Below are 26989 nucleotides of genomic sequence, written 5' to 3' on the forward strand. Positions count from 1 at the left end.
GCGTGTGACGCGGGTGTTGGCTATCACCCCACCCGGCGCAGGTTGTTCAGCTTCTGATTCGTGCCATTGTATGGGCAGCTACATATTGACCATCGCGAAATGCATAGTCTCTATGGGTTCCCTCCACCTCAAAACCGGCCTTTCGGTAAAGCCTGATCGCTGCTTCGTTGTCGGTGTAGACGGACAGTTCCAAACGTTTGATGTTGTACCAGTTATCCGCAATGGCAAGGATTTCCCCAATCAGGGCCGAACCAATGCCACGGGCTCGATAGTCATCATGCACGCCCATGCCAAAGTTCGCTACATGTGATCGCCGCCCGGCGAAACGCGTCATTCCGATATCGCCAATGATCAGGCCGTCCATGACGGCAACCAGTGAAGTGAAGTTACCTGCTTGGCTCTCAATGCCTTTTCGTATTTCTTCCTGAGTGTGATAGGGCGTGCGCAACGTCCCAAAGCGGTAGCCGGGCAGGTTATGCAATGCAGCAATATCTGCTGCGTCGGCAGCATCGCGGGCACGAATATTGAGGCCCTGAGGCCAGCGTGCATTTGTGTTGATCGGGATTGATTGGCTGTCACCCATGATTTCTCTCTTCGATGTGTCGAAGCAGAGACTAAGCATCATCCCCGCCTCGTGATTGGCAGGGGATGCGGGCAGGACAAGGTTCTTAACGCACCAAGCCGGCCACACGCCCTGCTGGGCGGATGGTAAGCATTGTGGTCACAGGCGTCGCGAACTTGATCATGATTGTAGAATGCCCAAAAGGTTGCGCCGGGTCAATGTGAGTTCTGGTTATCTCTTGTAAGGTGCTGGCTAGTTCTTATGTCTTGCGGCGAAGATAACCATTTTCAAATTTACTTGAGGGTGCGCAATCCATGTTTTCCTATCCGAAGTTTCTGAAGCAGACTGTGGCTATTGCGTCTCTTGCCGTTGCTGCGCTCGCAATGGCCCTTTCAGTTACGCCTGCACGTGCCGAAGTGGTCGGTGAGGTGGGTGTGGACTGGATGGGCAATGACATCATTGTCGATGCCATGACTGATCCCAAGGTGAGGGGCGTGACCTGCCACGTTACCTATTTCGACCGCGGCGTGCTGGATCGGTTGAAGAACGGCAACTGGTTTGAAGATCCCTCGAACAACTCCATAGCCTGCCGCCAGACCGGCCCAATCGAGATCGATGATATCGAGCTTTCCAAGGAGGGCGAGGAGGTCTTCAAGCAGGGCATGTCGCTGATCTGGAAGAAGCTTGTCGTCAACCGAATTTATGACAAGCCGAACAACACGCTGGTATACCTCATCCATTCACGCCAGATCGTGGACGGCTCTGCCAAGATGGCAATTTCCACCGTTCCGCTCTTCAACCAGAACGTTGTCTGGAAGAACGGTCCTCCCAAGTGATGCCGAACGCCGAAAACCCCGGTCTTTCGACCAGGGTATCGGTGCCATCACGCAGCCGGTTGTGAACTGGCTCAGGCAGCCTGAGCGAGTTCGTCTGCAATCACGGTGTCGAGGTTGAGGAAGCAGACCATGGTCTTTTCCAGCGCTACGATGCCGCGGCAGAAGGCGCGTTGTGCTTCCGGAATGATTTCCGGCGCAGGCTGCAGATCTTCGCTCTTGATGGTCATCATGTCGGACACCTGCTCGACCAGCAGGCCGACGAGCTTGCCGGCGATATCGGTGACGATGATGGCAGCGCGTTCCGATGGCTCGGTCATTTTCATGCCCAGGCGGCACGCCATGTCGATGACCGGGATCACCGCACCGCGCAGGTTGATGAGGCCGAGAACATAAGGCGGCGTGTGCGGCATCGGAGTGACCGGCGCCCAGCCGCGAATTTCACGAATTGCCATGATGTCGATGCAGAATTCCTGATCGCCCAGATGGAATGAGACGATCTCGAGATAGGCTCCGGACTGCTTGATAGCGTTCGACATGGTTTAGAACTCTTCCCATTTCTCGTTGGATTCGGTCGCGATTTTTTTCGCGGCAGAACTGTTGCTGGTGATGGCGCTCGCAACCCTGTTCATCAGGGTGCGAGCAGGAGACGGACGGTGAACCGCTGCGGCAGGCGCTACATGATCCTGCACGGCAACGGGGCCACTACCATTGACGCGGAACTGCCGCATAAGCCTGGCGAGGGTTTCCGCATCATTGGCCAGGGTGTGGCTTGATGCATTGGTTTCCTCCACCATGGCCGCGTTCTGTTGCGTCGTCTGGTCCATCTGGCCGATTGCGGAATTGATTTCCGAAAGCCCAACGAATTGTTCGCGCGCCGAGGTTACGATTGCACTAACGTGCTCGTTAATTTGCAGAACATCGTCGCCGATTCTATGCAAAGCCTCGCCAGTTGCCCTGACGAGGTCAACTCCCGTTTGTACTTCGGTGTTGGATCGCGTCACGAGTGCCTTGATGTCCTTGGCGGCACCAGAGGCGCGTCCTGCCAGTTCACGCACTTCTTGCGCTACCACGGCGAAGCCCTTGCCGGCCTCGCCGGCGCGTGCGGCCTCGACACCGGCATTGAGCGCCAGAAGGTTCGTCTGGAAGGCGATCTCTTCGACCACGTTGATGATCTTGCCGATTTCGCCAGTCGCCGCCTCGATGCGCTCCATGGCTGCCATCGCGTCACTCACGACCTTGGAGGAGCTTTCCGCAAAGTCCTTCGAATTGCTGACCATCTGGCTTGCACCCTCCGCCCGGTCGGTCGCCGTGCGCACGGTGCGGGTAATCTGTTCCAGCGCCGCGGAGGTTTGCTCAAGAGAGGCAGCCTGCTGCTCGGTGCGTTTCGCCAAGTCGTCCGCGGCGGAGCGCATCTGCTGCGCATTGGCCTGGATGGAGGAAGAGCTCTGGTTGATTTCCTGCATGACCAGCCGGAGCTTTTCACTCAGTCGGTTCAGATCTTCCCGGATGGGCTCCAGATCAGGCCGGAATGGCTTCTCCAGCGATACCTGCAGGTCGCCAGCGGTGAGACGGGAAAGGGCGGAGGCAATCGCCATTGTCGCCTCCCGAATGGTTTCGGCATCAGCCTGTTGTGCGGCAATTCGCTCACGGGTTTCGCGATCGGTGCGAGCACTCGTTTCGGCGGCCTCCTGCTCGAGATTGCGTTTCTCAAGAGCCGCGCGTCTGAAGCGCTCCGTGCTGCGTGCCATGGAGGCGATTTCGTCCTTGCCCTCGGTGCCGGAGACTGGCGTCGAGCAGTCGCCATCGGCAATGCGCTGCATACTGGACGACAGGTTTGCCAGGCTTCTGCGAATGGCCCCGGTGTGTAGCAACTGCAGGAATGCGACCGTGACGAATGCAAGTGCGGCCACCATCAGTTGGAAGTAGAAGATGTTGTCCGACAGGGTCTGCACTTCGGCCATGCGAGCATCGGCCAACTGGTCGCCTTCCGTGGAAAGCGAATCCAGAATTTTGGTGACATGGTCGCCGGTCTCGTCGATGAGATCGTCAATCTTTCCAAAAGCATCTGCGTCGGCGCGCGACTCTATCAAGGCTGGCAGGTCGCGGCCAATCAGGCTTGTAAGCTTTGCGACATCAGGGGCGTAATCGCGCGCAATGTCCTGCTTCCCGACGGTCGCCGCAAAGCCCGTGACAACAGGCGCCGCTGCGGCAAGCTCGGCAGTCGTCTTCCTGATTGTTTCGGTGCGTTCCGGCTGCATTTTGCCTTCTTCGCGGTCAATGATGGAGTCCATCGCCGTCAGGGCAAGTTCCAGCGAAGCGGAACGAAGATCCGCAATCGTGGCCACAACCTTGCGGACCTCGGCCGCACTGTGCAAATTCTGCTCAACCTGGTGCTTCTGATACCATCCGGCCGCCAGCATTGATGCCATGCCCAGGAGGGCGGCAAAGCCAAGGGTCAGCAGCCGCTGATTGACAGTCATCGAAAACATGCCTGCATTCTTCGCCATAGGGGACCGCATTTTGTTTGAGAGCCAAGGTGGCTTTGAAGGACAAATCTGGTATAACTAACGAATGCTAACTTTCACGCGTGCGGCAGTTCTGCGACTACCCCTCCGCGAGTTAGAGAATGAGCAATAACACGTTAAGCATTCGCTAATCACGTTCCACTGAAAATGAGTGGCAAAGACTGTGGTATGTGGCCGGATAGACCTGAAATATACTCACGTTCACTGTATCGTCGCAGTTTGACTGCGTTGATTTTGCTTGTGTTTACGGCTGCGCTGGGTCTGGGCTTTGCGGGCTGGATTGCCAACGGCTCCGCGCTGTTTCTGGCGATGTCGGAAAGTCTCGCGGCTTGGTGCATGTAAGCACATCTGCGTGAGGCATATGCGCGCGCTCAGGCTCCACATGCTTCAAACAATTGCAGTTCCACCCACAAGGTTCTAAACGCATATCTGGTTTTGGAATGCGAGGATCAATCGTTGAGAACTGTGCGGATCGTCCTTTGGGTTGCTGTCGCTGTCATGGCGGGCATTCTTGGCTGGCTCACCTACGACGTGACCCGCTCGAAACAGCAGATCACCGAGGGGCCGTTTGGCGTGCCGTTTCAGTTGGTGGCGCAGAATGGCCAGCCGATCACCGAGAAGGCATTCCAGCAAAAGCCGACAGCACTCTTTTTCGGATTTACGCATTGTCCGGAGGTCTGTCCCACAACCTTGTTCGAGCTGAATGGCTGGCTGCACAAGGTTGATCCGAAGGGTGACAAGATCAACGCCTATTTCGTCACGGTCGATCCCGAGCGCGATCCGCCTGCGCTGCTGAAAGACTATATCTCAAATGTCACCGACCGTGTTGTGGGCATTTCCGGTGACCCCAGCAAGGTTGCCGAGGTCATCAAGGGTTTCCGCGTCTATGCGCGCAAGGTGCCGGTAGACGAGAAGCAACCGGACGGCGAATACACGATGGACCATACGGCGTCCGTTTTCCTGCTCAACAATGGCGGGCGGTTCTCCGGAACGATTGCTTACGGAGAGAACCCTGACACGGCGATAAAAAAGCTGGAAAATCTCATCAAGGGCTAAGGGATCTGCGGCTTGCCGCTGCGGGGGCTTTCGTGCCATTGGTTCCGCTTGATTTGTCCGGGTCAGAAAGAGCTTTCCGTGAGTGAACTTCGTCTTTTCGTTACCGTCACCGAGCGGGAATCCGAGGATATCCTTGAACTGCTTTCGCTGTGCTTCGGCGAAGAGGATTACGCCATCGGCACGACCGAGATCGACGAAAAGGCAGACCGCTGGGAAGCATCGATCTACATGATGCTGGCCGATGAGGACGAGGTACGCGCACGTTTTGCGGAGACGATCGCGGAGGGTTATCCCACGCTTGAAATCGAGCGCGAAGTGCTGCCGGATATCGACTGGATTGCCAAGTCGCTCGAGGGACTGAAGCCTGTGCGGGCGGGCCGCTTTCTTGTTCATGGCTCCCATGATCGCGACAAGGTGCGATCCGGCGATCTGGCCATCGAAATCGATGCGGGCCAGGCTTTCGGCACCGGCCATCACGGCACGACTGCTGGCTGCCTCGAGGTTATTGAAAGCGTGGTTCGCGCTCATCCGCCGCGCAACGCGCTGGATCTGGGAACCGGTAGCGGCGTGCTGGCAATCGCCGTATACAAGCTGCGCAAGATTCCGGTACTCGCAACCGACATCGATCCAATTGCAACGCGTGTCGCGCGCGAAAATGCCAAGCTGAACGGGATTTCGGCAGGCATGAGTTTCGAGACGGCGCCGGGCTTCTATTCCGCAGCGTTCCGTAGACACGGACCGTTCGACCTCATCATCGCGAACATTCTCGCCAGACCGTTGATCAAGATGGCACCGCAGTTGGTGACACATCTGTCGCCGGGTGGAGATGTCATTCTCTCCGGCATCCTTGCATCACAGCGCTGGAAGGTCATCGCCGCCTACAGCGGTGCCGGTCTCGCCCATGTGAAGACGATCTGGCGTAATGGCTGGGTGACCATCCATCTGCGCCACGAGGCGCGGAGCTAGCGCCTCGCATATTCAAGTCTATGTCGGCTTCAGAGCGGGAAGTTGGAAGCACCTTCGCGGCGAAGCTCTTCGCGCGACTTGCCCAGTGCCGCGAGGCTCGTATCGTCCAGCCGCAAGAGGGCGCTGTTGACGTAGCGGCGGGCTTGACGCTCGCGGGCTTCCACGATCCGGTTGAAAGCATTGTGCAGGAATGAATTTGCCATTGTCTAGCCTCCTAGGCTGGTGGGCGCCGCTGCGCCCTTCGATGGCTTTAATGTAGGCGATCGATGCGCCGAGCGTTAGGTGCACTGCAACATGAGTGGATTGCGCCTGTTGCATATGTCGAACTGCTACCAAACATGGCGCGGTGGTTTTCGTGATCCTGACATTTCCTCTTGAGGGGGCTGCGAACGGATGCAAATGTCGGGATCGAACCACTCGGGTTGGAATCGCGCTTCAGGCGGACTTCCAATCGCAGGCGCTCAACTGAAAGACATGCCCATGTTCCAGTCCTTTGAAACCACGTCCTCCCCGCAAACAGGTCCGGCGCGCGTTGCCGCGCTTCGCGAGCGTTTTGATGCTCTTGGTATCGATGGCTTTCTGGTGCCGCGTGCCGATGAGTTTCAGGGCGAATATGTTCCGGCATGCGCTGAGCGGCTTGCATGGCTCACCGGCTTTACGGGATCCGCTGGTATCGCGCTCATTCTCCGGGACAAGGCAGTCGTCTTTGTCGATGGTCGTTACACGACCCAGCTCGCGCAGCAGGTGCATCCCGATACATTCACTGCTGGTGATCTTGTTGCGAAGCCACCGCATCTCTGGCTCGCCGACCATGGCTCAAAAGGACTGCGGCTCGGCATCGATCCGTGGCTGCATGGCGGCAGCGACGCCAAGCGGTTGGAAAAGGCGCTGGACGAGTGCGGTGGCTCGCTGATCCTCGTGAATACCAATCCTGTCGATGCAATCTGGGCTGATCGCCCGGCAGAGCCTCAGGGTACCGTCAGCGTTCAGCAGGAAAGCCATGCGGGCAAGCCTGCAACTGACAAGATTTCAGAGATTGCTGCCTGGGTGAAAGAGAAGGGAGCCTCTGCTGTTCTGATCGGTGATCCTTCGTCCGTGGCCTGGATCTTCAACGTGCGGGGCCAGGATGTGCCGCACACGCCGCATCCGCTGGCGCGGGCGGTCATCACGGCAGACGGCAAGGCCGAGATCTTTATCGATGCATCAAAGCTCGTCGGTGAAGCAAAAAGCCATGTCGAAACCTTGGCGTCAGTCCATGCTCCGGCATCGGTTGTCGAGCGCGTGACAGCGTATGGCGCCAATGGCGGCAAAATACTGATCGACCCGGAAGCAACGCCGTTTGCGTTGAAGCGGGCCATCGAGGCAGCAGGCGGTATCGCACTCGAAGTGATCGATCCGGCGCGTCTGCCGCGCGCGGTCAAGAACGCAGTCGAACTGCGCGGATCGGCGGAAGCCCATGTTCAGGATGGCGCTGCCATGGTGCGCTTCCTGCATTGGCTCGATAGCCAGCAGCCGGGAAGCATGACGGAGATCGATGTCGTGACGCGGCTGGAAGGGTTCCGCGCCAGCGTCGGGCAGGATTTCCAGAACCCGCTGAAGGATATTTCGTTCGATACGATTTCCGGGGCGGGACCAAACGGCGCGATCATTCACTATCGGGTGACAACGGAAACCAACCGCACGCTTTCGTCCGGTGAGCTTTTCCTCATCGATTCCGGGGCGCAGTACATCAACGGCACGACCGATATTACCCGCACGGTTGCGATCGGCGCGGTGCCGGAAGAACAGAAACGCTTCTTCACGCTGGTGCTGAAGGGCATGATCGGAATTTCGACCGCACGCTTCCCGAAGGGTACGCGCGGCTGTGATCTGGACCCGCTGGCACGTATTGCTCTCTGGAAGGCTGGCGCGGATTATGGCCATGGCACAGGCCACGGTGTCGGCTCTTATCTCTCCGTGCATGAAGGGCCGCAACGCATTGCACGGCTCTCTACACAGGAGTTCCTGCCGGGCATGATCCTCTCCAACGAACCCGGATACTATCGTCCGGGAGCTTTCGGTATTCGTATCGAAAACCTGATCTATGTCAGCGAACCGGAGACGATCGAAGGCGGTGACATCCCCATGATGCGCTTCGAGACCCTGACCTGGTGCCCCATCGACCGGCGTCTGGTTCTGCCGGATCTCCTGACCTCCGAAGAGCGCGACTGGCTGAATGCCTACCACGCGACAGTGTTCGAGAAGTTGTCGCCGCTGATTTCCGAGGCGGATGTGCTTGATTGGCTGAAGCAGGCAACTCAACCAATCTGAGACTTCTCAGGTCATCACGAAATGCCGCAACACCATGGCAGCTCCCCATCCGGCCAGGATGAGGGGGATGCCGTTGTGGCGCAGGCCGACCAGCAGCGCGACGATCATTGCGATCTTGAGTTCAATTCCGCCATCGAAGAAGGCGGGCGCAACAAGCGTCGTCAAAACCGCTGCCGGTACGGCGTTCAACGCTGTCTCCAGCCGTGGAGGCAGGTTTTTCACATTGCTCAGCAGCCAGAAGCCCCCGATCCGTGTGAGATAGGTCGCGATGCCTGCGGCGAGGATGATGAGGGCGGTTCTGAGATCGAGGCTCATGGCTTTGCGCCTTCATCTTTTGCAGACGACTGCGGTTTGTGCAGCATCAGCGCTGCGATAATGCCAGCCACGGCCCCGATGCTGACATGCCATGGGGAGCCGACCGTGTGCATTCCGATGATCGAGGCTGCAGCACTGACGGGAACGACAGCGCCGAAGAGCGGGCGTTTGCGAAACCCCATCACCAGGCCAAGAAAATAGATCGGCAACAATGCATCGAAGGCCCAGGCTTTCGGGTTGCCGATCAACTGCCCGAACACTGCACCAAGTGCTGAACTTCCCACCCAGACGACGTAGATGATGAAGGCTGCGCCGAAGTACCACGCGGTTTCCAGCTTGCCGACGCGGTCCACACGCTTGGCGGCTTCGGCAAATTGCGGGTCCGTGAGGAAGAAGAAGGCCGCAGCTTTCTGAAGGGGACCAAAGTCCTTGACCAACGGCGTCATGGCCGCCGAATACAGGATGTGACGGAAATTGACCGCGAAGACGGAAAGCACGATCAGCCACGCAGGCACATGGCTGCCGAACATCTGCACACCGACCAATTGGCTCGCGCCGCCGAATATGATGCCGCTCATCAATGTCGCTTCAAGCGGACTGACGCCGCCGTCTACCGCAATTGCGCCAAACAGCAATCCGAAGGGGGTCGTTGACATTGCAACGATAAGGCCGGCCCTGATGCCGTGCCAGAAGGGAAGGGTGCGCATGGAATACCTCTATGCGCGAGGCAATTAAGCTTATTGCGATAGGGCGGCAAGCCTCTGGATCCCGAAATGCAGCTCAGTCTGCCAGAATATCAGTGCTTCTGCATATGGATACACCCGCGGCGCGCATTTCTTCGATAGCGGCTTTCACGCCTTGCGGATCGATACCGCGGCTCGCATCTTCGATGAAACGCACCTTGATCTCCGGCAGCATCTCTCTTGCGTCCAGCGCGGAGAACTTTACGCAGTAATCCGTCGCCAGTCCGCACAGATCAAGCTCCGTCACCTGCTGCGCCCGAAGGTAGCCCGCAAGGCCGGTGATTGCGGCCTGATCATTGTCGCGAAATGCCGAGTAGCTATCGACTGCCGGGTTCTCACCCTTTTGCTGAATGTAATCGATATGCTCCAGATCAAGATCCGGATGAAACTCTGCGTCGGCAGTACCCTGAACGCAGTGATCCGGCCACATGACCTGTGGCTGTCCGGAAAGCTCTCCCATGTCGAACGGCTTCTTGCCCGGATGTTGTGATGCGAAACTGCCGTGATTGTCCGGATGCCAGTCTTGCGAGGCGACGATCACATCATAGGGCCCTTCGTCGATCAGGCGATTTGCGATAGGCACGATCGCGTCGCCGTCCGGGACCGGGAGATTTCCACCGGGGCAGAAACCGTTCTGAATATCGATCAGCAACAAGGCCCGCATGATGTGTCTCCCGTGATTTGCTTTGCCGCAAGATGCCAATTTGCCGAGGCTCGATCAAGTTTGTTGCTAGGGTTCCCTATATTAGAACCAATGCAAAATAATTCCGCCAGCAGACGCGAACTCGCAATCTGATACCTCGTCGGCTCGAAGGCTGCGCTCTAGCTAGGTCGGATCATTCAGGAGATTCAAGATGTCACTTGCCTCAACTTCCCCAGTGCCGGGGACGTCGAGCGTGCCGCCATTGGGAACAGCCGGGCTTGCTTCGCTGGTTGTACTTGTTGTCGGAACCCTCGCGCTCGGTGCCGTATACGGTCCTGCTCAGGGCGCGCTGTTTCTGATCGGCGGTGCCCTTGGCGTTTCGCTTTACCACGCCGCCTTCGGTTTCACCTCGGCTTGGCGCGTCTTCATCGCAGAGGGTCGCGGGCGTGGATTGCGCGTTCAGATGCTGCTGCTGGCACTTGCCGTTCTTCTATTCTTTCCGTTTCTCGCATCCGGCACCTTGTTTGGCCATGAGGTGAAGGGAAATGTGTCGCCTGCCGGGATCGGTGTCATCGTCGGGGCTTTCATGTTCGGCGTGGGCATGCAGCTTGGCGGTGGGTGCGCATCTGGCACATTGTTTACTGCGGGTGGTGGAAACGCGCGCATGCTGGTGACGCTTCTGTTCTTCATCATCGGCTCGCTGCTCGGAACCATTCATTTCGACTGGTGGCTCGCTCTACCATCCGTGCCGCCAACTGCGCTCTGGCAGACGTTCGGTGCTGCTGGCGGGATAGCTGTGTCCCTTGTTATCTTCGCCGCCATTGCAGGCCTTACGGTGATCCTCGAAAAAAAGCGCCGTGGTCGACTTGAGGAAGAGCCCGCGCCACCACGGCAGGGTTTCGAGCGGTACTTGCGGGGTCCATGGCCGCTTGTGGCAGGTGCCGTCGCGCTCGTCATTCTCAACTTCGCCACCCTCGCGATTGCTGGACGTCCGTGGGGGATTACCTCCGCATTTGCCCTTTGGGGCGCGAAGGGAGCGCAACTGATTGGTATAGACCCCACCCAGTGGGCCTATTGGCAGATGCCCGGCAATGCGAAAGCCCTTTCTCAGAGCGTGTTTGCGGATATCACCTCTGTCATGGATTTCGGCATCATCGCAGGGGCTATGCTTGCCGCGGCCCTGGCAGGCCGGTTTGCGCCCTCGCTTGATATTCCACTGCGCTCGATCCTTGCTGCCGTGGTTGGCGGATTGCTGCTCGGGTACGGCGCGCGGATCGCCTATGGCTGCAATATCGGGGCCTATTTTTCGGGAATCGCCTCCGGCAGCCTCCACGGCTATCTCTGGGCGGTGGCTGCTTTTGCCGGAAACGTGATTGGTGTGCGCCTGCGCCCGTGGTTTTTCTTCGAGCGTTCCGTCATCCTGAAAAGCGACGGTTGATCAGATTAATACACCTAAAAATTGCTGATATGCGGCATTTTGACGGCTTGCCGTCGGTTTGCCGCATTTCGGTTAAACTTCCGGCGGTATCGGTTTATAATGGCTTGCTGAACTTTCAGGGGGCCTTGTAAACACATTGGTTACCATACTTTGTCATTCTTATCCGCGAACGTCTCATGTTCGTGGGTACTCCCAAGCTCACGTCGATTGCAGGCGGGCTCTTTTGTCCGGAGCAGGTTTGTTCGCTTCGGCTGTTCGACTGAGTAAGGGGTGATGCGTATCATGGCAGTGGCTTTCGAGACGGCTCGGACCGTCAAAACATCTTCGCGACGCCGCCAGACGAAGCAGGCGTCTCCCGCCTATGGTCTCATCAAGGGTACGGTTGCACTCGGTTTCGGCCTTGCCATTGGTGGCTGGATGATGGGCGCGCTTGCGACCGTTCACAGCATGGGTAGCATCAAACCTTCCGACTATTCTCACCAGCTGAAGGCTTCACTGAATTTGAAGCCGATTCTCGCTGCCCCCATCTCCGAAGCGGAGCGGGTTCTGAAAATCGCGAAGTTCTCCCGCCTGAACGGTGGAACGACCGAAAAAACCGCGCGGCTTGACGGTGCGCATCTGGCCTATCTGAATGCACAGGTTCCCGCCGATCAGGCCGTTAAATCCGGTGTTGCGGCAGCTCTCGCCCAAGCCGAGATGGACAAGCAATTCGCCAGCCTTGCCGCCAAGCGGCCGAAGAGCGGCGACGTGAAGACCGCCCTTGTGGCTGCGCTTGACGAGACCGTTATCATCGCGCCGCCGACCGAGACTGCCTGGGATGCACTGCCAAAGGGCAATGTAGACGAGGGGCAGGTTGAAGTTGCCGATCTGCAAAGCCCTGCCGAGCTTGCTGTGGCAGAAGCCATGGCGCCATCCGTGGATGATGGCCTGCCGATGGCCGGTCCTCTTCCGATCCGCCGTCCGGCAGCCAATGCGCTGGCCATGGCGATTGCGCCATCCGCACAGCCAAAGCCAGTTCAGAAGCCCGCCATTGCCGCGGTTGAAGAGGAGGAAGAGGAAGCTCCCAAGGCGCTGGCCTTTGCCCGTCCTGAGAACCCGATGAAGGAAGCGCCTGCCAAGAGCGTTCCGTGGCCGGATCGCGGCGGCAACAGCATGAAGGTTGCGGTCTACGACATCACCAACGGTGTTGTGCACATGCCGAGCGGTGAGCGTCTGGAAGCCCATTCCGGCATTGGTGAAATGCGTGACAACCCGAAATATACGCATGTGAAGATGCGTGGTCCGACACCTCCGGGCACCTATCGCCTGTCGATGCGCGAAAAGCTTTTCCACGGTGTCGCTGCCATTCGCCTCACGCCGACCGATGGCGTCAATCCGCTCGGTCGAACCGGCCTGCTGGCGCATAGCTATCTGCTGCGGACGCGCGGTGACTCGCATGGCTGCGTGGCATTTGCGAATTACGACAAGTTCCTGCGCGCCTTCCAGCGTGGCGAAGTTACGCACATGATCATTGTCGATCGTCATAATGGTACGATCCCGGCGGCTGCGCTGCGGAAACTGAACCTGCGTGGCGGTGGCTCCGCGCCTGCCAGCACGGCCTCCGCATCAGACAATGCGCCGGATAACGGCGGTCGTCGGACGCTTGTGGACTATCTGAAAGGCGATACCTGATTGACGCCATGATCGTGTCGGGGCTGAAGTGCCGACACGCAGGCCTCTATCCCAGCAGTTCTTTCGCGATGCGCAGGAATATGCGTCCGCCGATCGGGATCAGGGCGTCGGGAAAATCATAGTCCGGGTTATGAAGCGCGGGCTGATTTTCTCCGGCGCCAATGAAGAACATGGCCGCTTTCGCAGCGTCTCCGAAACGGCCAAAATCCTCGGAAAACTTGAACATCTGGCCGGTGGAATGGGGCAGATCTTCCTTGTCCAAGGCGCGGCGAATGATGTCCACCGCCTCTTCATCGTTACGGCAATGACGAAATTCATCATGATAGCTGAAAGAGACGCCTAGCTGATGTTTCTCGGCCAGGGTTCGTGCCAGACCTTCCGCTGCCTCGCGCAATTCGGACATACCGTCATCGCTGACGGTGCGCAGCGTTACCCAGAGTTCAGCGTCACCCGGTGCCACGCCAAATGTCGGTTCACCCACTGCAACGTGGGTGACCGTGGTCAGCACCAGATCCTCGGTTTCGATATGGCCTTTTCGCAGAGCCGTCAGGGCAGGAATAAGTTCTGCGATGGCAGGAGCCGGAGAGGTGCCACTCTCTGGCGAAGAGGCATGCGCGGTCTTGCCTGTTAGCGCGATCCGCAGCCCGCAGGAGGCGCAATTGACCGGGCCTGATTTGATCCAGCTGTGTCCAAGAGGCAGACCGGGAATATTGTGCAGCGAAAACGCAAAGTCGGGCTTGATTGCCTTGAATGCGGGATCTGCTATTACGGCCGCAGCACCCGCGCCGGTTTCTTCAGCGGGTTGAAAAAGCAAGATGACGCGTCCCGATGCCGGGCGCTCGCGCCTGAAGGCTCGCGACAGACCGGCCACCATCGCCATATGCCCATCGTGGCCGCACATGTGGCCTTTGCCAGTGATCTTCGACCTGTGTGCAACTTCGGTCACTTCAGCAATCGGCAGGGCATCGAGTTCCGCACGAAACAGGACTGTTGGCCCCGGCTCTCGACCGTTGAACACCGCCGCAACGCCCGTGCCGCCGAGACCCGTCACGATCTCATCCGGCGACGAAGCCTGCAGAAAGCGCACGACCTCTGCCGCAGTCTGGTGCTCTTCACCAGAAACTTCCGGCATGGTGTGGAGGTGGCGTCTCCACATGATCAGGTCGGTCAGGTCGGTATCTGAAGTGCTCACATCTGCCTCTTGCGGACTTACGTCGCTTTGTCGACGAAGCCATCAAGCACGCGCTTCTGGCCGGCCTTGTCGAAATCGATCGTCAGCTTGTTGCCTTCAATGTTCGAGATATTGCCGTTACCGAACTTGATGTGGAAGACGCGGTCGCCCACCCGGAACTTCGATGGCGTATCGGCTACCGACTTGGCGACCAATTCGCCGTCAATGGTCCTGCTGCGTGGTCCGCTTTCGCCGTAACCGATCCGCTCGACAGCATGGCCGGAACGGCTGCCCCAGTTGTCGCGGGTGGCTTCGCTCTTGTTGGCCTGAGCGCGCTTCCAGCCGGGGGTGGAATAGGAATTGGCGAAGGGATCCGCCTTGTCGAAACGCGACTGTCCGTAGCCGCCGCGACCATAACCGCCATAGCTCGATTCCGATTCGGCAACATCCACATGCATCGGCGGCAATTCATCGAGGAAGCGCGACGGCATGGTGGATTGCCAGAGGCCATGGATACGCCGGTTCGAGACGAACCAGATGTGGCAGCGCCGCTTGGCACGGGTGATTCCGACATAGGCGAGGCGACGCTCTTCCTCGAGGCCTGCCCGACCGCCTTCATCCAATGCGCGCTGGTGCGGGAAAAGACCTTCCTCCCAGCCGGGCAGGAAAACGGTTTCGAATTCCAGACCTTTTGCCGAATGCAGCGTCATGATGGAAACGGCATCCATATCCTCGTTTTGCTCGGCATCCATGACGAGTGAGACATGCTCCAGGAAGCCGCGCATGCTCTCGAACGCTTCCATGGAGCGTACGAGTTCCTTCAGGTTTTCCAGACGACCCGGCGCTTCCGCCGATTTGTCGTTCTTCCACATATCGGTGTAGCCGGATTCCTCCAGAATCTGCTCGGCCAGCTCCGTATGGGGAGTGGTTTCAAGCAGTTCCGACCATCTCCTGAAACTTTGAATCACATCGAAAAGCGCCTTGCGCGCCTTGGGCTTCAATTCGTCGGTCTCGATCAAGTCTGCCGCGGCGGCCAGCATGGGAATGTCGCGGGCACGGGCATAATCATGCAGGGTGCGGACGGTCGTATCGCCCAGCCCACGCTTTGGCGTGTTGACGATCCGCTCGAAGGCCAGATCGTCCGCCGGTTGGCAGGTGAGGCGGAAATAGGCCATCGCATCGCGAATTTCGAGGCGCTCGTAAAAGCGCGGACCGCCGATAACCCGGTAGTTAAGGCCGAGGGTCACGAATCGATCTTCGAACTCGCGCATCTGGAAGGAAGCGCGAACGAGAATGGCCATGTCGTTCAGCTTGTGCTTATTGCGCTGAAGCTGCTCTATCTCTTCGCCCACGGCACGGGCTTCTTCTTCCGAGTCCCAGGCCGCGTGGACGATCACCTTTTCGTCATCGGGATTGGTGCGTTCCGTGAAAAGCGTCTTGCCGAGGCGACCTTCATTGTTCGCAATCAGGTGTCCTGCGGCGCCGAGAATATGCTCGGTAGAGCGATAGTTCCGTTCAAGGCGAATGACCTTCGCGCCGGGAAAATCCTTCTCGAAACGCAGGATGTTATCCACTTCAGCGCCACGCCAACCGTAGATGGACTGGTCGTCGTCACCGACGCAACAGACGTTTTGCGGCACATCCTTCGGGCGCTGTGCCAGAAGCCGCAGCCACATATATTGGGCGGTGTTGGTATCCTGATACTCGTCCACCAGAATGTAGCGGAAGCGTTGATGGTAGTCCTTCAGCACATCCGGATTGCGGCGGAATAGATCGATCGGGTGCAGCAGGAGGTCACCGAAATCGCAGGCATTCAGTGTCTTCAGTCGCGCCTGATAGGCGGCATAAAGTTCGCGACCCTTGCCGTTGGCAAAGGCGCGCGCATCGCCTTCGGGAATATCCTTCGGCGTCAGCCCCTTGTTTTTCCAGCCGTCGATCATGCCTGCGAACTGGCGCGCAGGCCAGCGCTTGTCATCCAGGCCTTCTGCTTGAATTAACTGTTTAATCAGACGGATAACATCGTCCGTATCCAGAATGGTGAAGTCGCTGCGAAGGCCGACAAGCTCTGCATGACGCCGTAGAAGCTTCACGCCGATCGAGTGGAAAGTGCCAAGCCACGGCATGCCTTCGACCGCACCGCCGACGAGGACGCCGATGCGCTCTTTCATTTCTCGCGCAGCCTTGTTGGTAAAGGTCACGGCCAGGATCTGGCTTGGAAAGGCGCGATTGGTCGCAAGGATATGGGCAATGCGCGTGGTGAGGACGCGAGTCTTGCCCGTGCCCGCACCGGCCAGCACCAGAACGGGCCCATCAAGCGATTCGACTGCTTCCCGCTGCTCCGGGTTCAGGCCGCCAAGATAGTCAGGGGCCGGGCGGCTCTGGTCGCGTGCGGCCATGGCACGCGCCGCAATGCCCAGGCCGCTGCCGGGCGCTGCCGTAGAGGGAGCAGGGGGCTTGGAACGGCGGGAGCCGTGATCCGGTTCTTCATCGAAGAACGGAATGTCATCGAAACTGTTCGTCATCAGCGCAATCTAATGATTCCGGAAGCACAAGGCCATAGGCTACGTTCTGGTTTTATTCCAGTGATGCGCCAGATGAGAAATGGCATCAATATGCATATTCGTATCCTGTGGCTTTCGGCTCACGATTCCGTGAGTTTCCGTCAGGTTACAATTTGGCAAGATTGGTAATCCAGCGTTGTCTAACCAACCGTAGAACGCGATACTTGATAACGTCTTCAATTCAACCGGAGTGACTGAATGCGCATCTGGAAGCAATTGCTCCTCAGTATTGTCGTGCTGTTCGCGGGGCTCTGTCTGTGGATCTTTGTCAGCGCCGATGCGGCAAGAAGTCTCGTTGGAATGGGTGTGCCCGCGCGTCTGGTGGGTCTGATCCAGCCGGCAGCGATAGACGCGCAGAAAACGGCTCAATCTGACAACCCCGCGCGAAACGGCCAGGGTGCTGCCCAAGGGGCAGGGCAGGGTCAGGGCGCTGGCCAGAGTGGAGGCCAAGGGGGAGGTCAAGCGGGAGGCCAAGGCGGAGGTCAACGGGCCACGCTCGTTGCCGTTCGCCCCGTCGTGACAGCCACGATCAATGATCGGCTGACAGCCATTGGCAGCGGTGTTGCCATCCAGTCCGTCGTGGTGATGCCGCAGGCAACCGGCACGATTGACGAAATTCTCGTCAAGGCAGGTCAAAAGGTTACCAAGGGTCAGGTTCTCGCTCGCCTCGATGATGACGAGCAGTTGATCGAGCGCGACAAGGCGCAGGTAGCGCTGAGGAGTGCGGTCGAGAAGGCTGCGTCTTACAAGAACCTCCAAAGCGTGACCCGTCTTGATGCGCTGGATGCGCAGATTGCCGAAGAGGCCGCCAAGCTGGCGCTGAGCACGGCGCAGTTGAACCTCAAGCGGCGGGAAATCACCGCGCCGATCGATGGTGTGGCAGGAATCGTCCCGGCGAATGTCGGTGACAACGTTACGACGCAGACAAGTATCGTGACGCTGGACGATCGCTCCGAGATCCTCGTCGACTTTTACGCGCCGGAACGCTTCATCACCCAGATCGAAACGGGTGCTTCCTTCGAAGCAACCTCCGTCAGCCGCCCGGGACAGGTGTTCAAGGGCGTGATCGACTCCGTGGACAACCGCGTGGATGCTGCAAGCCGTACCGTGCGCATTCGTGGCCGTATCGATAATCCAACGGATCTGCTGCGTGCGGGCATGTCCTTCCAGGTGGCGATGCGGTTCGCCGGTGAAAGCTATCCGGCCGTGGACCCCCTGTCGGTTCAATGGGATGCCGAAGGTGCCTTCGTCTGGAAGGTAGCCGATAGCAAGGCGCAGAAGGTTCGCGTCAGTGTCATCCAGCGCAATCCGGATACCGTTCTGGTGCAGGCACCCCTGAAGCCGGATGACCGGATCGTGACAGAAGGTTTGCAGCGTGTTCGTGAAGGCCAGCCGGTTCGCATTCAGGGCGAGCCCCAGCGCGTGGCGGAGGCAGCGACCCGATGAGCAGCAAGGATCAGCACGACATGAAGGCAGAGGATGCAAAATCCACCTTCACGGCTCTGTTCGTTCGCCGCCCTATCCTGGCGGCAGTTATCAATACGCTTCTGGTCGTGGCCGGTCTGGCCGCCTTCGTCGGCGTGGAAGTTCGCGAACTCCCTGATGTTGATCAGCCGGTCATTACTGTTCGGACCGATTACGAAGGTGCTTCGCCCCAGACCGTTGACCAGGAATTGACACAGGTCATAGAGGGCGCTGTCGCCCGCGTCAGCGGGTTGAAGGCCCTGTCTTCCGAATCGCAGTTCGGTGCCAGCCGCGTAACCATGGAGTTCAACGACACGGTTGATCTTGCCGTTGCCGCAAGCGATGTGCGCGATGCGATTGGCCGCGTTTCCTATCAGTTGCCTGATACAGTGGACGAGCCGCGCATCGTCAAGGCGGACTCCGATTCACAGCCGATCATGCGGCTTGCCGTAACGTCTTCAAAGCTTTCGATGGAAGACCTGACCCTGCTTGTCGACAAGCAGGTGGTTGACCGGCTCGCAGCGGTGGAGGGCGTTGCGGATGTCGAGCTTTACGGCGATCAGGAAAAGATCTTCCGTGTCGATCTCAATCAGGCGGCTTTCGCCAGCCGTGGCCTCACGGTCGCCGATGTCTCCACTGCGCTTTCCAGTGCAGCGCTCGATGTTCCGGCCGGTTCGCTCACAAGCCGCACGCAGGATATCGTGGTTCGCGCAACGGCAAACCTGGAGACGCCGCGCGACTTCGAGAACGTACTGATCAAGGACAATATCCGCCTTCGTGATGTTGCAAGCGTCAATCTCGGCGCCGATGACGGAACCACGACGCTTCGGTCCAACGGCGTGCAGGGCGTCGGTCTCGGTATCATCCGTCAGGCGCAATCCAACACGCTCAACATCTCGACGGGCGTTGCAGCGGCGGTCGCCGAGCTGCAGAAGGTGCTTCCGGAAGGAACGCGGATCATCATAACCTCGGATGACGCCGTGTTCATTCGCGGTGCGCTGCATGAGGTGGAACTGGCGCTGGGGCTTTCTGCGCTCATCGTGGTCGTCGTTCTCTATCTCTTCCTGCGCGACTGGCGCGCGACGCTCATTCCGGCGCTGACCATGCCTGTTGCGCTGATCGGAACGCTGACGGCGATTTACCTCGTCGGCTTCTCCATCAACATCCTGACGCTGCTGGCCATCGTGCTGGCAACGGGTCTCGTGGTGGACGACGCGATCGTCGTGCTCGAGAACATCGTGCGCCGACGTTCGGAAGGCATGGGCCCGCGCGCTGCGGCGGTGCTGGGCACGCAGGAGGTTTTCTTTGCGGTTCTTGCCACTACGGCAACACTGGCGGCTGTGTTCATTCCGCTTTCCTTCCTGCCCGGACAATTGGGTGGCCTGTTCCGCGAGTTCGGTTTCGTGCTGGCATTCGCCGTGGGGCTTTCGTCGATCACCGCCCTCACGCTGTGCCCCATGCTGGCCTCTCGCATGCTGACCAAGCCGATGAGCGAGCCGAAGGGGCTTCTCGCAAGCTTCGGTAATCTCTTTGCGAACACCTATGAGAAGTGGCTGCGGTTTACGCTCAATGCGCCGATCGTCATCATCGCAGTGGCGGTCATGTTCGGCGCGGCGGCCTTCGTCGCTTTCGGTCTGGTCAAGAACGAGCTGACGCCGCTGGAAGATCGCTCCCTCGTCGCAATGCGCCTGACCACGCCGCAGGGTGTGAGCCTCGAGTACACGCAGGACCAGATCCGCCGCGTCGAGGAAAATCTTCAGCCGCTGGTCGACTCCGGTGAGATCCGGAACATCTTCTCCATTTCCGGCATGGGCAATTCCACCAATAGCGGTTTCATGGTGATGACGCTGGCGCCCTGGGGCGAACGCACGCGCACCCAGAACCAGGTCGTTGCGGATGTGAATGCAGCTGCGGCAAAAGTTCCGGCAGTTCGCGGTTTCGCGATCCAGTCCAACAGTCTGCGTATTCGCGGGGCGGGGAATGGCCTGCAGTTCGCGCTGGTGGGCAACCAGCACGCGAAGCTTACGGATGCCGCCATCAAGCTCGTTCAGGCGATGGAAAAGAACCCGGATTTCCAGACGCCGCGTCTCGACAACGAACCGACGCAGGCGCAGCTTTCGGTCTCCATTGACCGCGAGCGTGCCTCTGATCTGGGCATCGACATCACTGGCCTGTCGACCGCCATGCAGGCTTTGCTGGAAGGGCGTTCTATCGTTGATGTTTTCGTCAACGGAGAGGCCTATCCGGTCAAGCTGACCTCCACGATGCAGCCGATCGATGATCCGACCGATCTGCAGAACATCTTCCTGCGCACCAATGACGGCAAGGTCGTGCCAATGTCTACTGTCGTCAGCCTCAAGGAAGGGGCGGTCGCGCCACGCCTGAACCGCGAGCAGCAACTGGCCGCGGTTTCGATTTCTGCCGGTCTCGGCGATGGCGTTTCGCTTGGTCAGGCGCTTCAGGAAGCGCAGGCACTGGCGCAACCGCTTCTGCCTCCGGGTGCGCGGCTGATGCCGCTGGCGGAAGCCAAGACGCTGGGTGAGAATTCGAGCGGCATGGCCATTACCTTCGGCTTTGCGATTGCCATCATCTTCCTGGTGTTGGCCGCACAGTTCGAAAGCGTGCTGTCGTCCATCATCATCATGGCCACGGTGCCGCTTGGTCTTGCCTGCGCCATCTTCGCGCTAGTGCTGACGGGATCAACTCTCAACGTCTACAGCCAGATCGGACTTGTGTTGCTTGTCGGGGTCATGGCCAAGAACGGCATCCTGATCGTGGAGTTTGCCAATCAGCTGCGAGATCAGGGTATGGCCGTTCGAGACGCCATCGAAAAGGCCTGCCGCCTTCGCCTGCGTCCAGTCATGATGACGATGATTGCGACGATTCTCGGCGGCGTGCCGCTGGTGTTTGCGCAGGGTGCGGGTGCGGAAGCGCGTATTGCACTCGGCTGGGTCATCGTTGGCGGACTGGGTCTCGCAACGATCGTCACCCTGTTCATTACGCCGCTTGCCTATCTCCTGATCGCACGCTTTGCCAAGCCGCATGCGCATGAAGAGCAAAGGCTGCATGAGGAGCTGGTCACCGCGTCGCGTCCGGCAGCCAATGAGGAGAAGGAAAGGCCGCTTCTGGCAGCGGAGTGATCCCATCCGATCGTTGCACGGAGAAGGGCATTAGTGAGCCGAAACTGATAGACAAAACAATGATCCTCTCCTACCAAAGATGTCAGGTTCTACCGCTCGGCATTCAATGGAGAAGATCATGGTCTTGAGGGATGTACGCCCCGGTGTGCGAAACGAGGCCGCAGTCGCGGCTGTCATCGAGGCGTTGCGGGGGGCGCTTGGCGACAAGCTTCAGACCGGGCAGGCCTTTCGCGAGCAGCATACCCACACGACCACCTATCTGACCCGGCAATTGCCGGATGCTGTGGTGTTCGTCGAGAATTCCGATGACGTGAAAGCGGTGGTCAGAGCGTGCTCCGAGCATGGTGTGCCGATCATTCCGTTCGGCACCGGTTCGTCGCTGGAAGGGCAGGTCAATGCACCTTCGGGCGGCATATCCATCGATTTCTCGCGCATGAACCGTATCCTGCGCGTTTCGCCGGAAGATCTGGATGTGACCGTCGAGCCGGGGGTGACGCGTGAGCAGTTGAATGTCTATCTTCGCGATACGGGCCTCTTTTTCCCGATCGACCCCGGTGCAAACGCCTCTATCGGTGGCATGACGGCCACGAGGGCTTCCGGTACGAATGCCGTGCGCTATGGCACCATGAAGGACAATGTGCTGGCCATGACTGTCGTGACGGCAGATGGCGGGGAGATTGCTACCGGCAGCCGCGCCAAGAAGTCTTCCGCAGGTTACGATCTGACCCGGCTCTTCGTGGGCTCGGAGGGGACGCTCGGCGTCTTCACCTCCATTACGCTTCGACTTCAGGGAATACCGGAAAAGATCGGCGGCGGTGTGTGCGCTTTTCCAAGCGTCAAGGCGGCCTGCGATGCCGTGATCATGACCATTCAGATGGGCATCCCCGTTGCGCGCATCGAACTGCTTGATGAGGTCCAGATCCGCGCCTGCAATGCCTATTCCGGTCTTTCCTACGAAGAAAAGCCAACTCTCTTTCTTGAGTTTCATGGCACGGACCAGACAGTGACCCTGCAATCCGAGCAGTTTTCCATGATTGCCGAGGAATGCGGTGGCGAGAGTTTTCGCTGGACGGCAGATGCGCAGGAGCGCGCCAAGCTTTGGAAGGCGCGGCACGATGCGTATTGGGCAGCGCGCGCGCTGCGTCCCGACCTTACCATACTAGCAACGGATGTATGCGTGCCGATCTCGCAACTGGCGGATTGTGTGGCTGCGACCCATGCGGATATCATAGAGAATGACTTCCTTGCCCCCATCGTCGGTCATGCCGGGGATGGCAACTTCCATCTGTCGATATTGTTCAACGACAAGGATCCAGCGGATGTTGCGCGCGTCGAAGCCTTTGTCGAGCGGTTGAACCGCCGCGCTCTGGCCTGCGGCGGAACGTGTACGGGCGAGCACGGCATCGGGCAGGGCAAGATGAGTTTTCTTGAAGAGGAGGCGGGACCTGCGCTTGGCCTGATGCGGACAATCAAGCGGGCGGTCGATCCGAAGAATATCTTCAATCCTGGCAAGATCCTGCGGGAAAGCGCCTGATGCGACCCTTGTACGGCTTGTGCCGGAGCTTGTAGAATTTTAAATAGACCTCCGAAATCAAGGAGTGGTCCGGTTGCTGGGACGTCTTTTCCTGCTGTTTGGCGGTCTGGTGGTCATCGCGTTGTTCGCCGCGCTGTTCGCTCCGCTATTCGTGGACTGGAGCAGTTTCCGGCTCAGTTTCGAAGAACAGGCCAGCCGCATTCTTGGCAAGAAGGTTACCGTGCATGGTAGCGTCGATGCCCGGCTTTTGCCTTTTCCTTCGGTCACGATGCGCGATGTGCGCGTGGGGCAGGACCTTGATGGAACGCCGCTGATCCAGGTGGCGGAGTTTTCCATGGATATGGAACTGGCGCCCTTCCTCTCCGGCGAGGCGCGTGTTTTCGATATGCGGCTGGTGAACCCCAAGGCCCGTATCCGCCTTCTGAAGGACGGCAAGCTGGACTGGATGCGCGGCAGCCGTCCGGCTATTCCCGCGCGTAACGTCGTGCTGGAAGATGTGCACATCACGGGCGCCGAGATCCAGTTCATTGACGAGGCGACCGGTCGCAACAGAACTCTCAGCAAGCTCACAGCAGACCTGTCTGCAAGCTCGCTTGCGGGACCGTGGCGCGCCGAAGGCAACGGAACGCTGGACGGATATGAAGCAAGATTTTCGCTGAGCAGCGGCGAGCCAGACGCACAGGCCGGTCAAGTGTCTCTCAAACTCCGGCTCTGGCCGGATATCCAGCCGGTGGAGGTTCAACTCGACGGTATGCTCGGCGTGGCCGATGCGAAGCCGGCCTATAAGGGCGCCTTCAATCTCGTGTTTCAGGATCAGCCGGTCGCCAACGGCGTGGCGGTTGCGGAGAAGCGCGTTCCGCCGCCACGCACCAAAGGCAAGTTCGAGCTGACGAACGAGCGCATCCGGATCCCCGAATACCGTGTTGAAGCCGGTGCCGTCGATAACCCCTATGTCATCACCGGCGAGGCGACGCTGGATACCGGGGATAGACCGGAATTCCTGCTGACGGCGGACGGCCAGCAGGTGGATGTCGAGAAGCTGGCGGGCGACATGCTGGCCAAAGGCAAGACGGCCCGCGATCCGCATGTTTCTGCCCAAAGACGCCTTCATGCCCTGATTGAAATGGCTGCCAATATCCCCGTGCCGCAGGTGCCAGGACGGGCAACGATCAGCCTTCCGGCAATCGTGACGGAGGGGACGACCCTGCGGGATATCCGTCTGGACATTCGCCCCGCCCAGACGGGATGGCAAATCGAAAATGCAGTCGCCACGCTTCCGGGCCGGACTCAGGTAGAACTTGATGGTCGGCTGACCCTCAGGGATAGTGCCGGTTTCAAGGGCAAGATGGTTCTTGCCTCCAACCAGCCTTCCGGCTTTTCCGACTGGTTGACCGGCAAGGTCGATCCGGCAATCCGGCGTCTCAAGGCAGCCGGGTTCTCCGCCGATGTCGATCTGACGACCGGCGTGCAGGTCTTCAACAATCTTGAAGTCGCAGTGGGTGGCGCGACCCTGAAGGGGCAAGTGCGCCGGACGTCCGCCACAGAGGCGGCAGCGGTGCCCCAGCTTGCGGTGGATCTTGCAGGCAATGAGATCGATCTCGATGCCTTGCGGGCACTGGCATCTCTGATGACCGGCAATGACGCCGGTGACGATGTGCTGGACCACAAGCTGTCAGCGCATCTGAAGGCTGACAGGCTGACGGCTTTCGGCGTGGGCGCGCAGGGATTTGAAACGCGCTTCGAGTTTGGCGACGGAAAATTGACCGTGCCGCAACTGGCCATTGCCGATCTGGCAGGCGCCAGCCTTCTGGCAAAGGGGAGTGGAGAAGGCTCGATCTTCGATTATGCGGGGCAGGGCACTGTCAGTCTCACGGCGCCGGACGCAGCAGGTTTTCTGGCGATGCTGAGAGAGCGCCTGCCGCGACACCCAGTGCTGGAACGCATGGCGCGTAGTGCTGACCGGTATGCCGATACGAAGCTCACGGCGGACATCACGCTGGGTGATGAAACTGTCCTTAAGGTAAGCGGCAGTTCGAACGGCACGCTGATCTCCTCTGACATTAAGGCCCTGCATCTCTTTGACCTGACGCGGGAAACCGAATTTCAAGCTTCGGCCAGACTGGCGAATACTGAATCGCTCACGCTTCTCGACCAGATTGGCATAGCCACTTTCCCGTTTGACGGAGATTACAACGGCGTCATCGATGTCAGCGCCAGTGGCAAGCTTTCCCAGCCGATACAGGTTCGGTTCGGTTACCGAACGGATCTGACCGAATTGGTAGCTCAAGGCGGGATGAACCTTGCGCCGGACAGTTTCGGCAATGGCAACTATTCCGTAAGCCTCAAGAGTTCCGATCTCGAGCCGACCCTGCTTGCCGGCGGTTTCGGCCTGCCGCAGCTTGGGACTGGCCTGCCCGTCGATCTGCGATCAAAGATGACGTTGGATGCGAAGGCTGTTCGCCTTGGTGAACTCTCCGGTACTGTCGCTGGGAATGCGATGGGTGGTGATCTGGTTTTTGATCGTGCTGCTCCGATCCCGACGATCAGCGGCAAGCTCAACCTGGGTGCCATGGACCTATTGTGGCTTGCCGAAGCGGTTTACGGACCGCTGCAGGATGCTGAAACGGGTGAGCTGTCCACCAAGCCATTGGCAGCGCCAATGTTCCGGCAGGCTGACCTCAATCTCGATGTGTCCGTAAACGAGATTCTCGTATCGCCGGGCACCCAGCCTGCGCAAAATGTGGCGATGCGTTTCGTCAATCGCAGTGGCGGGATGACGCTGGAGGAGTTGCGCGGCAAATGGCTTGGCGGCACGATTTCCGGCCGCTTGGCGCTGTCGAACAGCGATGGCATCGGTCTGCTGCAATCGCGTCTTGCGCTCAAGGATGCAGATCTGGCGCCTCTGATGTGGCTGCGCGCCAACCATCCTGTCGCGACGGGGAAGCTCAGCTTCGAACTGGCCGCGGAAGCCACGGCCAAGACACCGGCAGGCCTTGTGACGGCGCTCAGCGGATCGGGCTCGTTGCGGCTTGCTGATGGTGTCTTGCCGGATCTGGCACAGGATCCGGTGAGTTCTCTCCTCAGTGCCGCCGACCGCATTCAGGGCGATGTGACCGAGAGCAATGTTCGCCCGATAGCCGAGGCGCTGCTTTATGCAGGGCCAACCCGAATCGGAGCCGTGACGCTGCCCTTCACGATGAGTTCCGGCCAATTGCGGTTTCAAAGCATTGCCGCACAGGCCGGACCGGCCGCTTTGTCCGGGGAGGCGCGGTTCAATCTTCCCGACCAGACTTTGGATGGAAAGCTTGTTGTCACGTATGCGCTTGGCGAGAACGCGATTGCTGGCGGCGAGGCGAGTGTTGGGCTTCAGTTTTCTGGTCCGTGGGACGCGCCCACGCGTGAGCTGGAAGTGGGTGGGCTAACGAACTATCTTTCGCTTCGCGCTTTCGAGCGTGAGCGCAGACGGGTCGAGACGCTTCAGGCCAGCGTTCTTGAAAAGCAGCGCTTGCGCAGGGAAGTGTCCCTCTATCAGTCGCTTGAGATAGAGCGCAAAGCGCAACGGGAAAAGGCGGAGGCCGAGGCGCGTGCCCGCGCCGAGCAGGAAGCGAAAGAGCGGGCGGCAGAAGCGCAGAGACAGCGTGAGCAGGAAAAGGCGAACGACCAGCGCCAGCCTGCCGCTGAGGATACGACGCCCACCCTGACGATTCCCCCGACCGGCGATCAATTCCGCCCAAACAACGGTTTGCCCGGGGTCGCACCCTACTGACGCCAAAGGCTGTGGGAGCTTGTTAGAGCCTCTGGGACTTGATCCATTGCAGGACATAGACCCTGAGCGCGGAAGACAGATTGCTCTCTGCCTCGCGATTATCATCGATTTCAGCAATCAGGCCCGCGAGGCTAATCTGGCGCGTTTCTGCGATAAGCTTCAGTTCGTCCCAGAACACATCCTCAAGCGTGAAGCTTGTGCGGTGTCCATGGAGCGTGGCGGAATGCTTGCGGATCATGCGGGCGATTTCCGGCCTTCACAGGGGTTCCCAGAGGAAATGAACAATGC

20 protein-coding genes are annotated in these 26989 nt (G+C 59.1%); 10 read left to right on the forward strand and 10 right to left on the reverse strand.

Annotated elements, in window-relative coordinates; genetic code table 11:
* Positions 1–46: 46 nt before the first annotated feature.
* Positions 47–583, reverse strand: coding sequence for a GNAT family N-acetyltransferase (locus ASD54_RS08455; RefSeq protein WP_062554153.1), 537 nt, complete (start codon positions 581–583; stop codon positions 47–49).
* 362 nt (positions 584–945) lie between these two features.
* Here ASD54_RS08455 and ASD54_RS08460 point away from each other — a divergent pair, with 362 nt between their 5' ends.
* Entirely contained in the window at positions 946–1398 is a 453-nt protein-coding gene (locus tag ASD54_RS08460; RefSeq protein ID WP_062554757.1) for a CreA family protein, read from the forward strand.
* 71 nt (positions 1399–1469) lie between these two features.
* Here the strand turns inward: ASD54_RS08460 and ASD54_RS08465 are convergent, their stop codons facing one another.
* Entirely contained in the window at positions 1470–1934 is a 465-nt protein-coding gene (locus ASD54_RS08465; RefSeq protein ID WP_062554154.1) for a chemotaxis protein CheW, read from the reverse strand.
* 3 nt (positions 1935–1937) lie between these two features.
* Positions 1938–3887: a methyl-accepting chemotaxis protein gene (locus ASD54_RS08470; protein ID WP_244484713.1), complete on the reverse strand. Its 1950-nt coding sequence runs from the start codon at positions 3885–3887 to the stop codon at positions 1938–1940.
* A 492-nt stretch (positions 3888–4379) separates the two neighbouring features.
* On the opposite strand from ASD54_RS08470, the gene ASD54_RS08475 reads away from it, so the two are divergent.
* Both ASD54_RS08475 and ASD54_RS08480 read left to right on the forward strand, forming a co-directional pair.
* Positions 4380–4979 (forward strand): SCO family protein, encoded by a 600-nt coding sequence (locus ASD54_RS08475; protein ID WP_062554156.1) that lies wholly within the window; start codon positions 4380–4382, stop codon positions 4977–4979.
* Positions 4980–5057: 78 nt separating this feature from the next.
* On the forward strand, positions 5058–5945 hold the full coding sequence (locus ASD54_RS08480) for a 50S ribosomal protein L11 methyltransferase (RefSeq protein WP_062554758.1): 888 nt from the start codon (positions 5058–5060) through the stop codon (positions 5943–5945).
* Between the two features lie 29 nt (positions 5946–5974).
* Here ASD54_RS08480 and ASD54_RS26940 read toward each other — a convergent pair whose 3' ends face one another.
* A complete protein-coding gene (locus ASD54_RS26940; RefSeq protein WP_062554157.1) occupies positions 5975–6148 on the reverse strand; it encodes a hypothetical protein in 174 nt (57 codons plus the stop codon).
* Between the two features lie 277 nt (positions 6149–6425).
* Between ASD54_RS26940 and ASD54_RS08490 the strand changes: the two genes are divergently transcribed.
* Entirely contained in the window at positions 6426–8255 is a 1830-nt protein-coding gene (locus ASD54_RS08490) for an aminopeptidase P family protein (protein ID WP_062554158.1), read from the forward strand.
* 6 nt (positions 8256–8261) lie between these two features.
* Here the strand turns inward: ASD54_RS08490 and ASD54_RS08495 are convergent, their stop codons facing one another.
* The 3 genes from ASD54_RS08495 to pncA all read right to left on the reverse strand — a co-directional run bounded on the left by ASD54_RS08495 (position 8262) and on the right by pncA (position 9977).
* Entirely contained in the window at positions 8262–8570 is a 309-nt protein-coding gene (locus ASD54_RS08495) for an AzlD family protein (protein ID WP_062554159.1), read from the reverse strand.
* Positions 8567–9277 (reverse strand): AzlC family ABC transporter permease, encoded by a 711-nt coding sequence (locus ASD54_RS08500; RefSeq protein WP_062554160.1) that lies wholly within the window; start codon positions 9275–9277, stop codon positions 8567–8569. Before ASD54_RS08500 ends, ASD54_RS08495 begins: the two co-directional genes overlap by 4 nt.
* 73 nt (positions 9278–9350) lie before the next feature.
* Positions 9351–9977, reverse strand: a complete 627-nt coding sequence (gene pncA / locus ASD54_RS08505) for a bifunctional nicotinamidase/pyrazinamidase (protein ID WP_062554161.1) — start codon at positions 9975–9977, stop codon at positions 9351–9353.
* Between the two features lie 190 nt (positions 9978–10167).
* Here pncA and ASD54_RS08510 point away from each other — a divergent pair, with 190 nt between their 5' ends.
* On the forward strand, positions 10168–11394 hold the full coding sequence (locus ASD54_RS08510; protein ID WP_062554162.1) for a YeeE/YedE family protein: 1227 nt from the start codon (positions 10168–10170) through the stop codon (positions 11392–11394).
* Positions 11395–11676: 282 nt separating this feature from the next.
* Positions 11677–13065, forward strand: a complete 1389-nt coding sequence (locus ASD54_RS08515) for a DUF2778 domain-containing protein (RefSeq protein ID WP_244484714.1) — start codon at positions 11677–11679, stop codon at positions 13063–13065.
* Between the two features lie 46 nt (positions 13066–13111).
* Here ASD54_RS08515 and ASD54_RS08520 read toward each other — a convergent pair whose 3' ends face one another.
* Positions 13112–14257, reverse strand: coding sequence for an amidohydrolase (locus ASD54_RS08520; RefSeq protein ID WP_062554164.1), 1146 nt, complete (start codon positions 14255–14257; stop codon positions 13112–13114).
* Positions 14258–14274: 17 nt separating this feature from the next.
* Positions 14275–16758: a UvrD-helicase domain-containing protein gene (locus ASD54_RS08525; protein ID WP_062554165.1), complete on the reverse strand. Its 2484-nt coding sequence runs from the start codon at positions 16756–16758 to the stop codon at positions 14275–14277.
* A 237-nt stretch (positions 16759–16995) separates the two neighbouring features.
* On the opposite strand from ASD54_RS08525, the gene ASD54_RS08530 reads away from it, so the two are divergent.
* The 4 genes from ASD54_RS08530 to ASD54_RS08545 all read left to right on the forward strand — a co-directional run bounded on the left by ASD54_RS08530 (position 16996) and on the right by ASD54_RS08545 (position 26701).
* Positions 16996–18243: an efflux RND transporter periplasmic adaptor subunit gene (locus ASD54_RS08530; protein ID WP_062554166.1), complete on the forward strand. Its 1248-nt coding sequence runs from the start codon at positions 16996–16998 to the stop codon at positions 18241–18243.
* Positions 18240–21401, forward strand: a complete 3162-nt coding sequence (locus tag ASD54_RS08535; protein ID WP_062554167.1) for an efflux RND transporter permease subunit — start codon at positions 18240–18242, stop codon at positions 21399–21401. The genes ASD54_RS08530 and ASD54_RS08535 overlap by 4 nt, the downstream gene beginning before the upstream one ends.
* Positions 21402–21519: 118 nt before the next feature.
* On the forward strand, positions 21520–22935 hold the full coding sequence (locus tag ASD54_RS08540; protein WP_062554168.1) for an FAD-linked oxidase C-terminal domain-containing protein: 1416 nt from the start codon (positions 21520–21522) through the stop codon (positions 22933–22935).
* Positions 22936–23008: 73 nt separating this feature from the next.
* On the forward strand, positions 23009–26701 hold the full coding sequence (locus tag ASD54_RS08545) for an AsmA-like C-terminal region-containing protein (protein WP_062554169.1): 3693 nt from the start codon (positions 23009–23011) through the stop codon (positions 26699–26701).
* A gap of 22 nt (positions 26702–26723) precedes the next feature.
* On the opposite strand, the gene ASD54_RS08550 is transcribed toward ASD54_RS08545, so the two are convergent.
* Entirely contained in the window at positions 26724–26939 is a 216-nt protein-coding gene (locus tag ASD54_RS08550) for a ribbon-helix-helix domain-containing protein (protein WP_062554170.1), read from the reverse strand.
* Between the last annotated feature and the right edge of the window lie 50 nt (positions 26940–26989).

The organism is Rhizobium sp. Root149 (genome assembly GCF_001427345.1).
GTDB lineage: Bacteria > Pseudomonadota > Alphaproteobacteria > Rhizobiales > Rhizobiaceae > Neorhizobium > Neorhizobium rhizoryzae.

Excerpts from the sequence above, each read along its gene's own strand:
- ASD54_RS08460 (WP_062554757.1), top strand. The coding sequence starts at position 946 with ATGGCCCTTTCAGTTACGCCTGCACGTGCCGAAGTGGTCGGTGAGGTG.
- ASD54_RS08540 (WP_062554168.1), top strand. The coding sequence starts at position 21,520 with ATGGTCTTGAGGGATGTACGCCCCGGTGTGCGAAACGAGGCCGCAGTC.
- ASD54_RS08535 (WP_062554167.1), top strand. The coding sequence starts at position 18,240 with ATGAGCAGCAAGGATCAGCACGACATGAAGGCAGAGGATGCAAAATCC.
- ASD54_RS08470 (WP_244484713.1), bottom strand. The coding sequence starts at position 3,887 with ATGTTTTCGATGACTGTCAATCAGCGGCTGCTGACCCTTGGCTTTGCC.
- ASD54_RS08525 (WP_062554165.1), bottom strand. The coding sequence starts at position 16,758 with ATGACGAACAGTTTCGATGACATTCCGTTCTTCGATGAAGAACCGGAT.
- ASD54_RS08550 (WP_062554170.1), bottom strand. The coding sequence starts at position 26,939 with ATGATCCGCAAGCATTCCGCCACGCTCCATGGACACCGCACAAGCTTC.
- ASD54_RS08515 (WP_244484714.1), top strand. The coding sequence starts at position 11,677 with ATGGCAGTGGCTTTCGAGACGGCTCGGACCGTCAAAACATCTTCGCGA.
- pncA (WP_062554161.1), bottom strand. The coding sequence starts at position 9,977 with ATGCGGGCCTTGTTGCTGATCGATATTCAGAACGGTTTCTGCCCCGGT.
- ASD54_RS08530 (WP_062554166.1), top strand. The coding sequence starts at position 16,996 with ATGCGCATCTGGAAGCAATTGCTCCTCAGTATTGTCGTGCTGTTCGCG.
- ASD54_RS08455 (WP_062554153.1), bottom strand. The coding sequence starts at position 583 with ATGGGTGACAGCCAATCAATCCCGATCAACACAAATGCACGCTGGCCT.
- ASD54_RS08510 (WP_062554162.1), top strand. The coding sequence starts at position 10,168 with ATGTCACTTGCCTCAACTTCCCCAGTGCCGGGGACGTCGAGCGTGCCG.
- ASD54_RS26940 (WP_062554157.1), bottom strand. The coding sequence starts at position 6,148 with ATGGCAAATTCATTCCTGCACAATGCTTTCAACCGGATCGTGGAAGCC.
- ASD54_RS08500 (WP_062554160.1), bottom strand. The coding sequence starts at position 9,277 with ATGCGCACCCTTCCCTTCTGGCACGGCATCAGGGCCGGCCTTATCGTT.
- ASD54_RS08490 (WP_062554158.1), top strand. The coding sequence starts at position 6,426 with ATGTTCCAGTCCTTTGAAACCACGTCCTCCCCGCAAACAGGTCCGGCG.
- ASD54_RS08495 (WP_062554159.1), bottom strand. The coding sequence starts at position 8,570 with ATGAGCCTCGATCTCAGAACCGCCCTCATCATCCTCGCCGCAGGCATC.
- ASD54_RS08465 (WP_062554154.1), bottom strand. The coding sequence starts at position 1,934 with ATGTCGAACGCTATCAAGCAGTCCGGAGCCTATCTCGAGATCGTCTCA.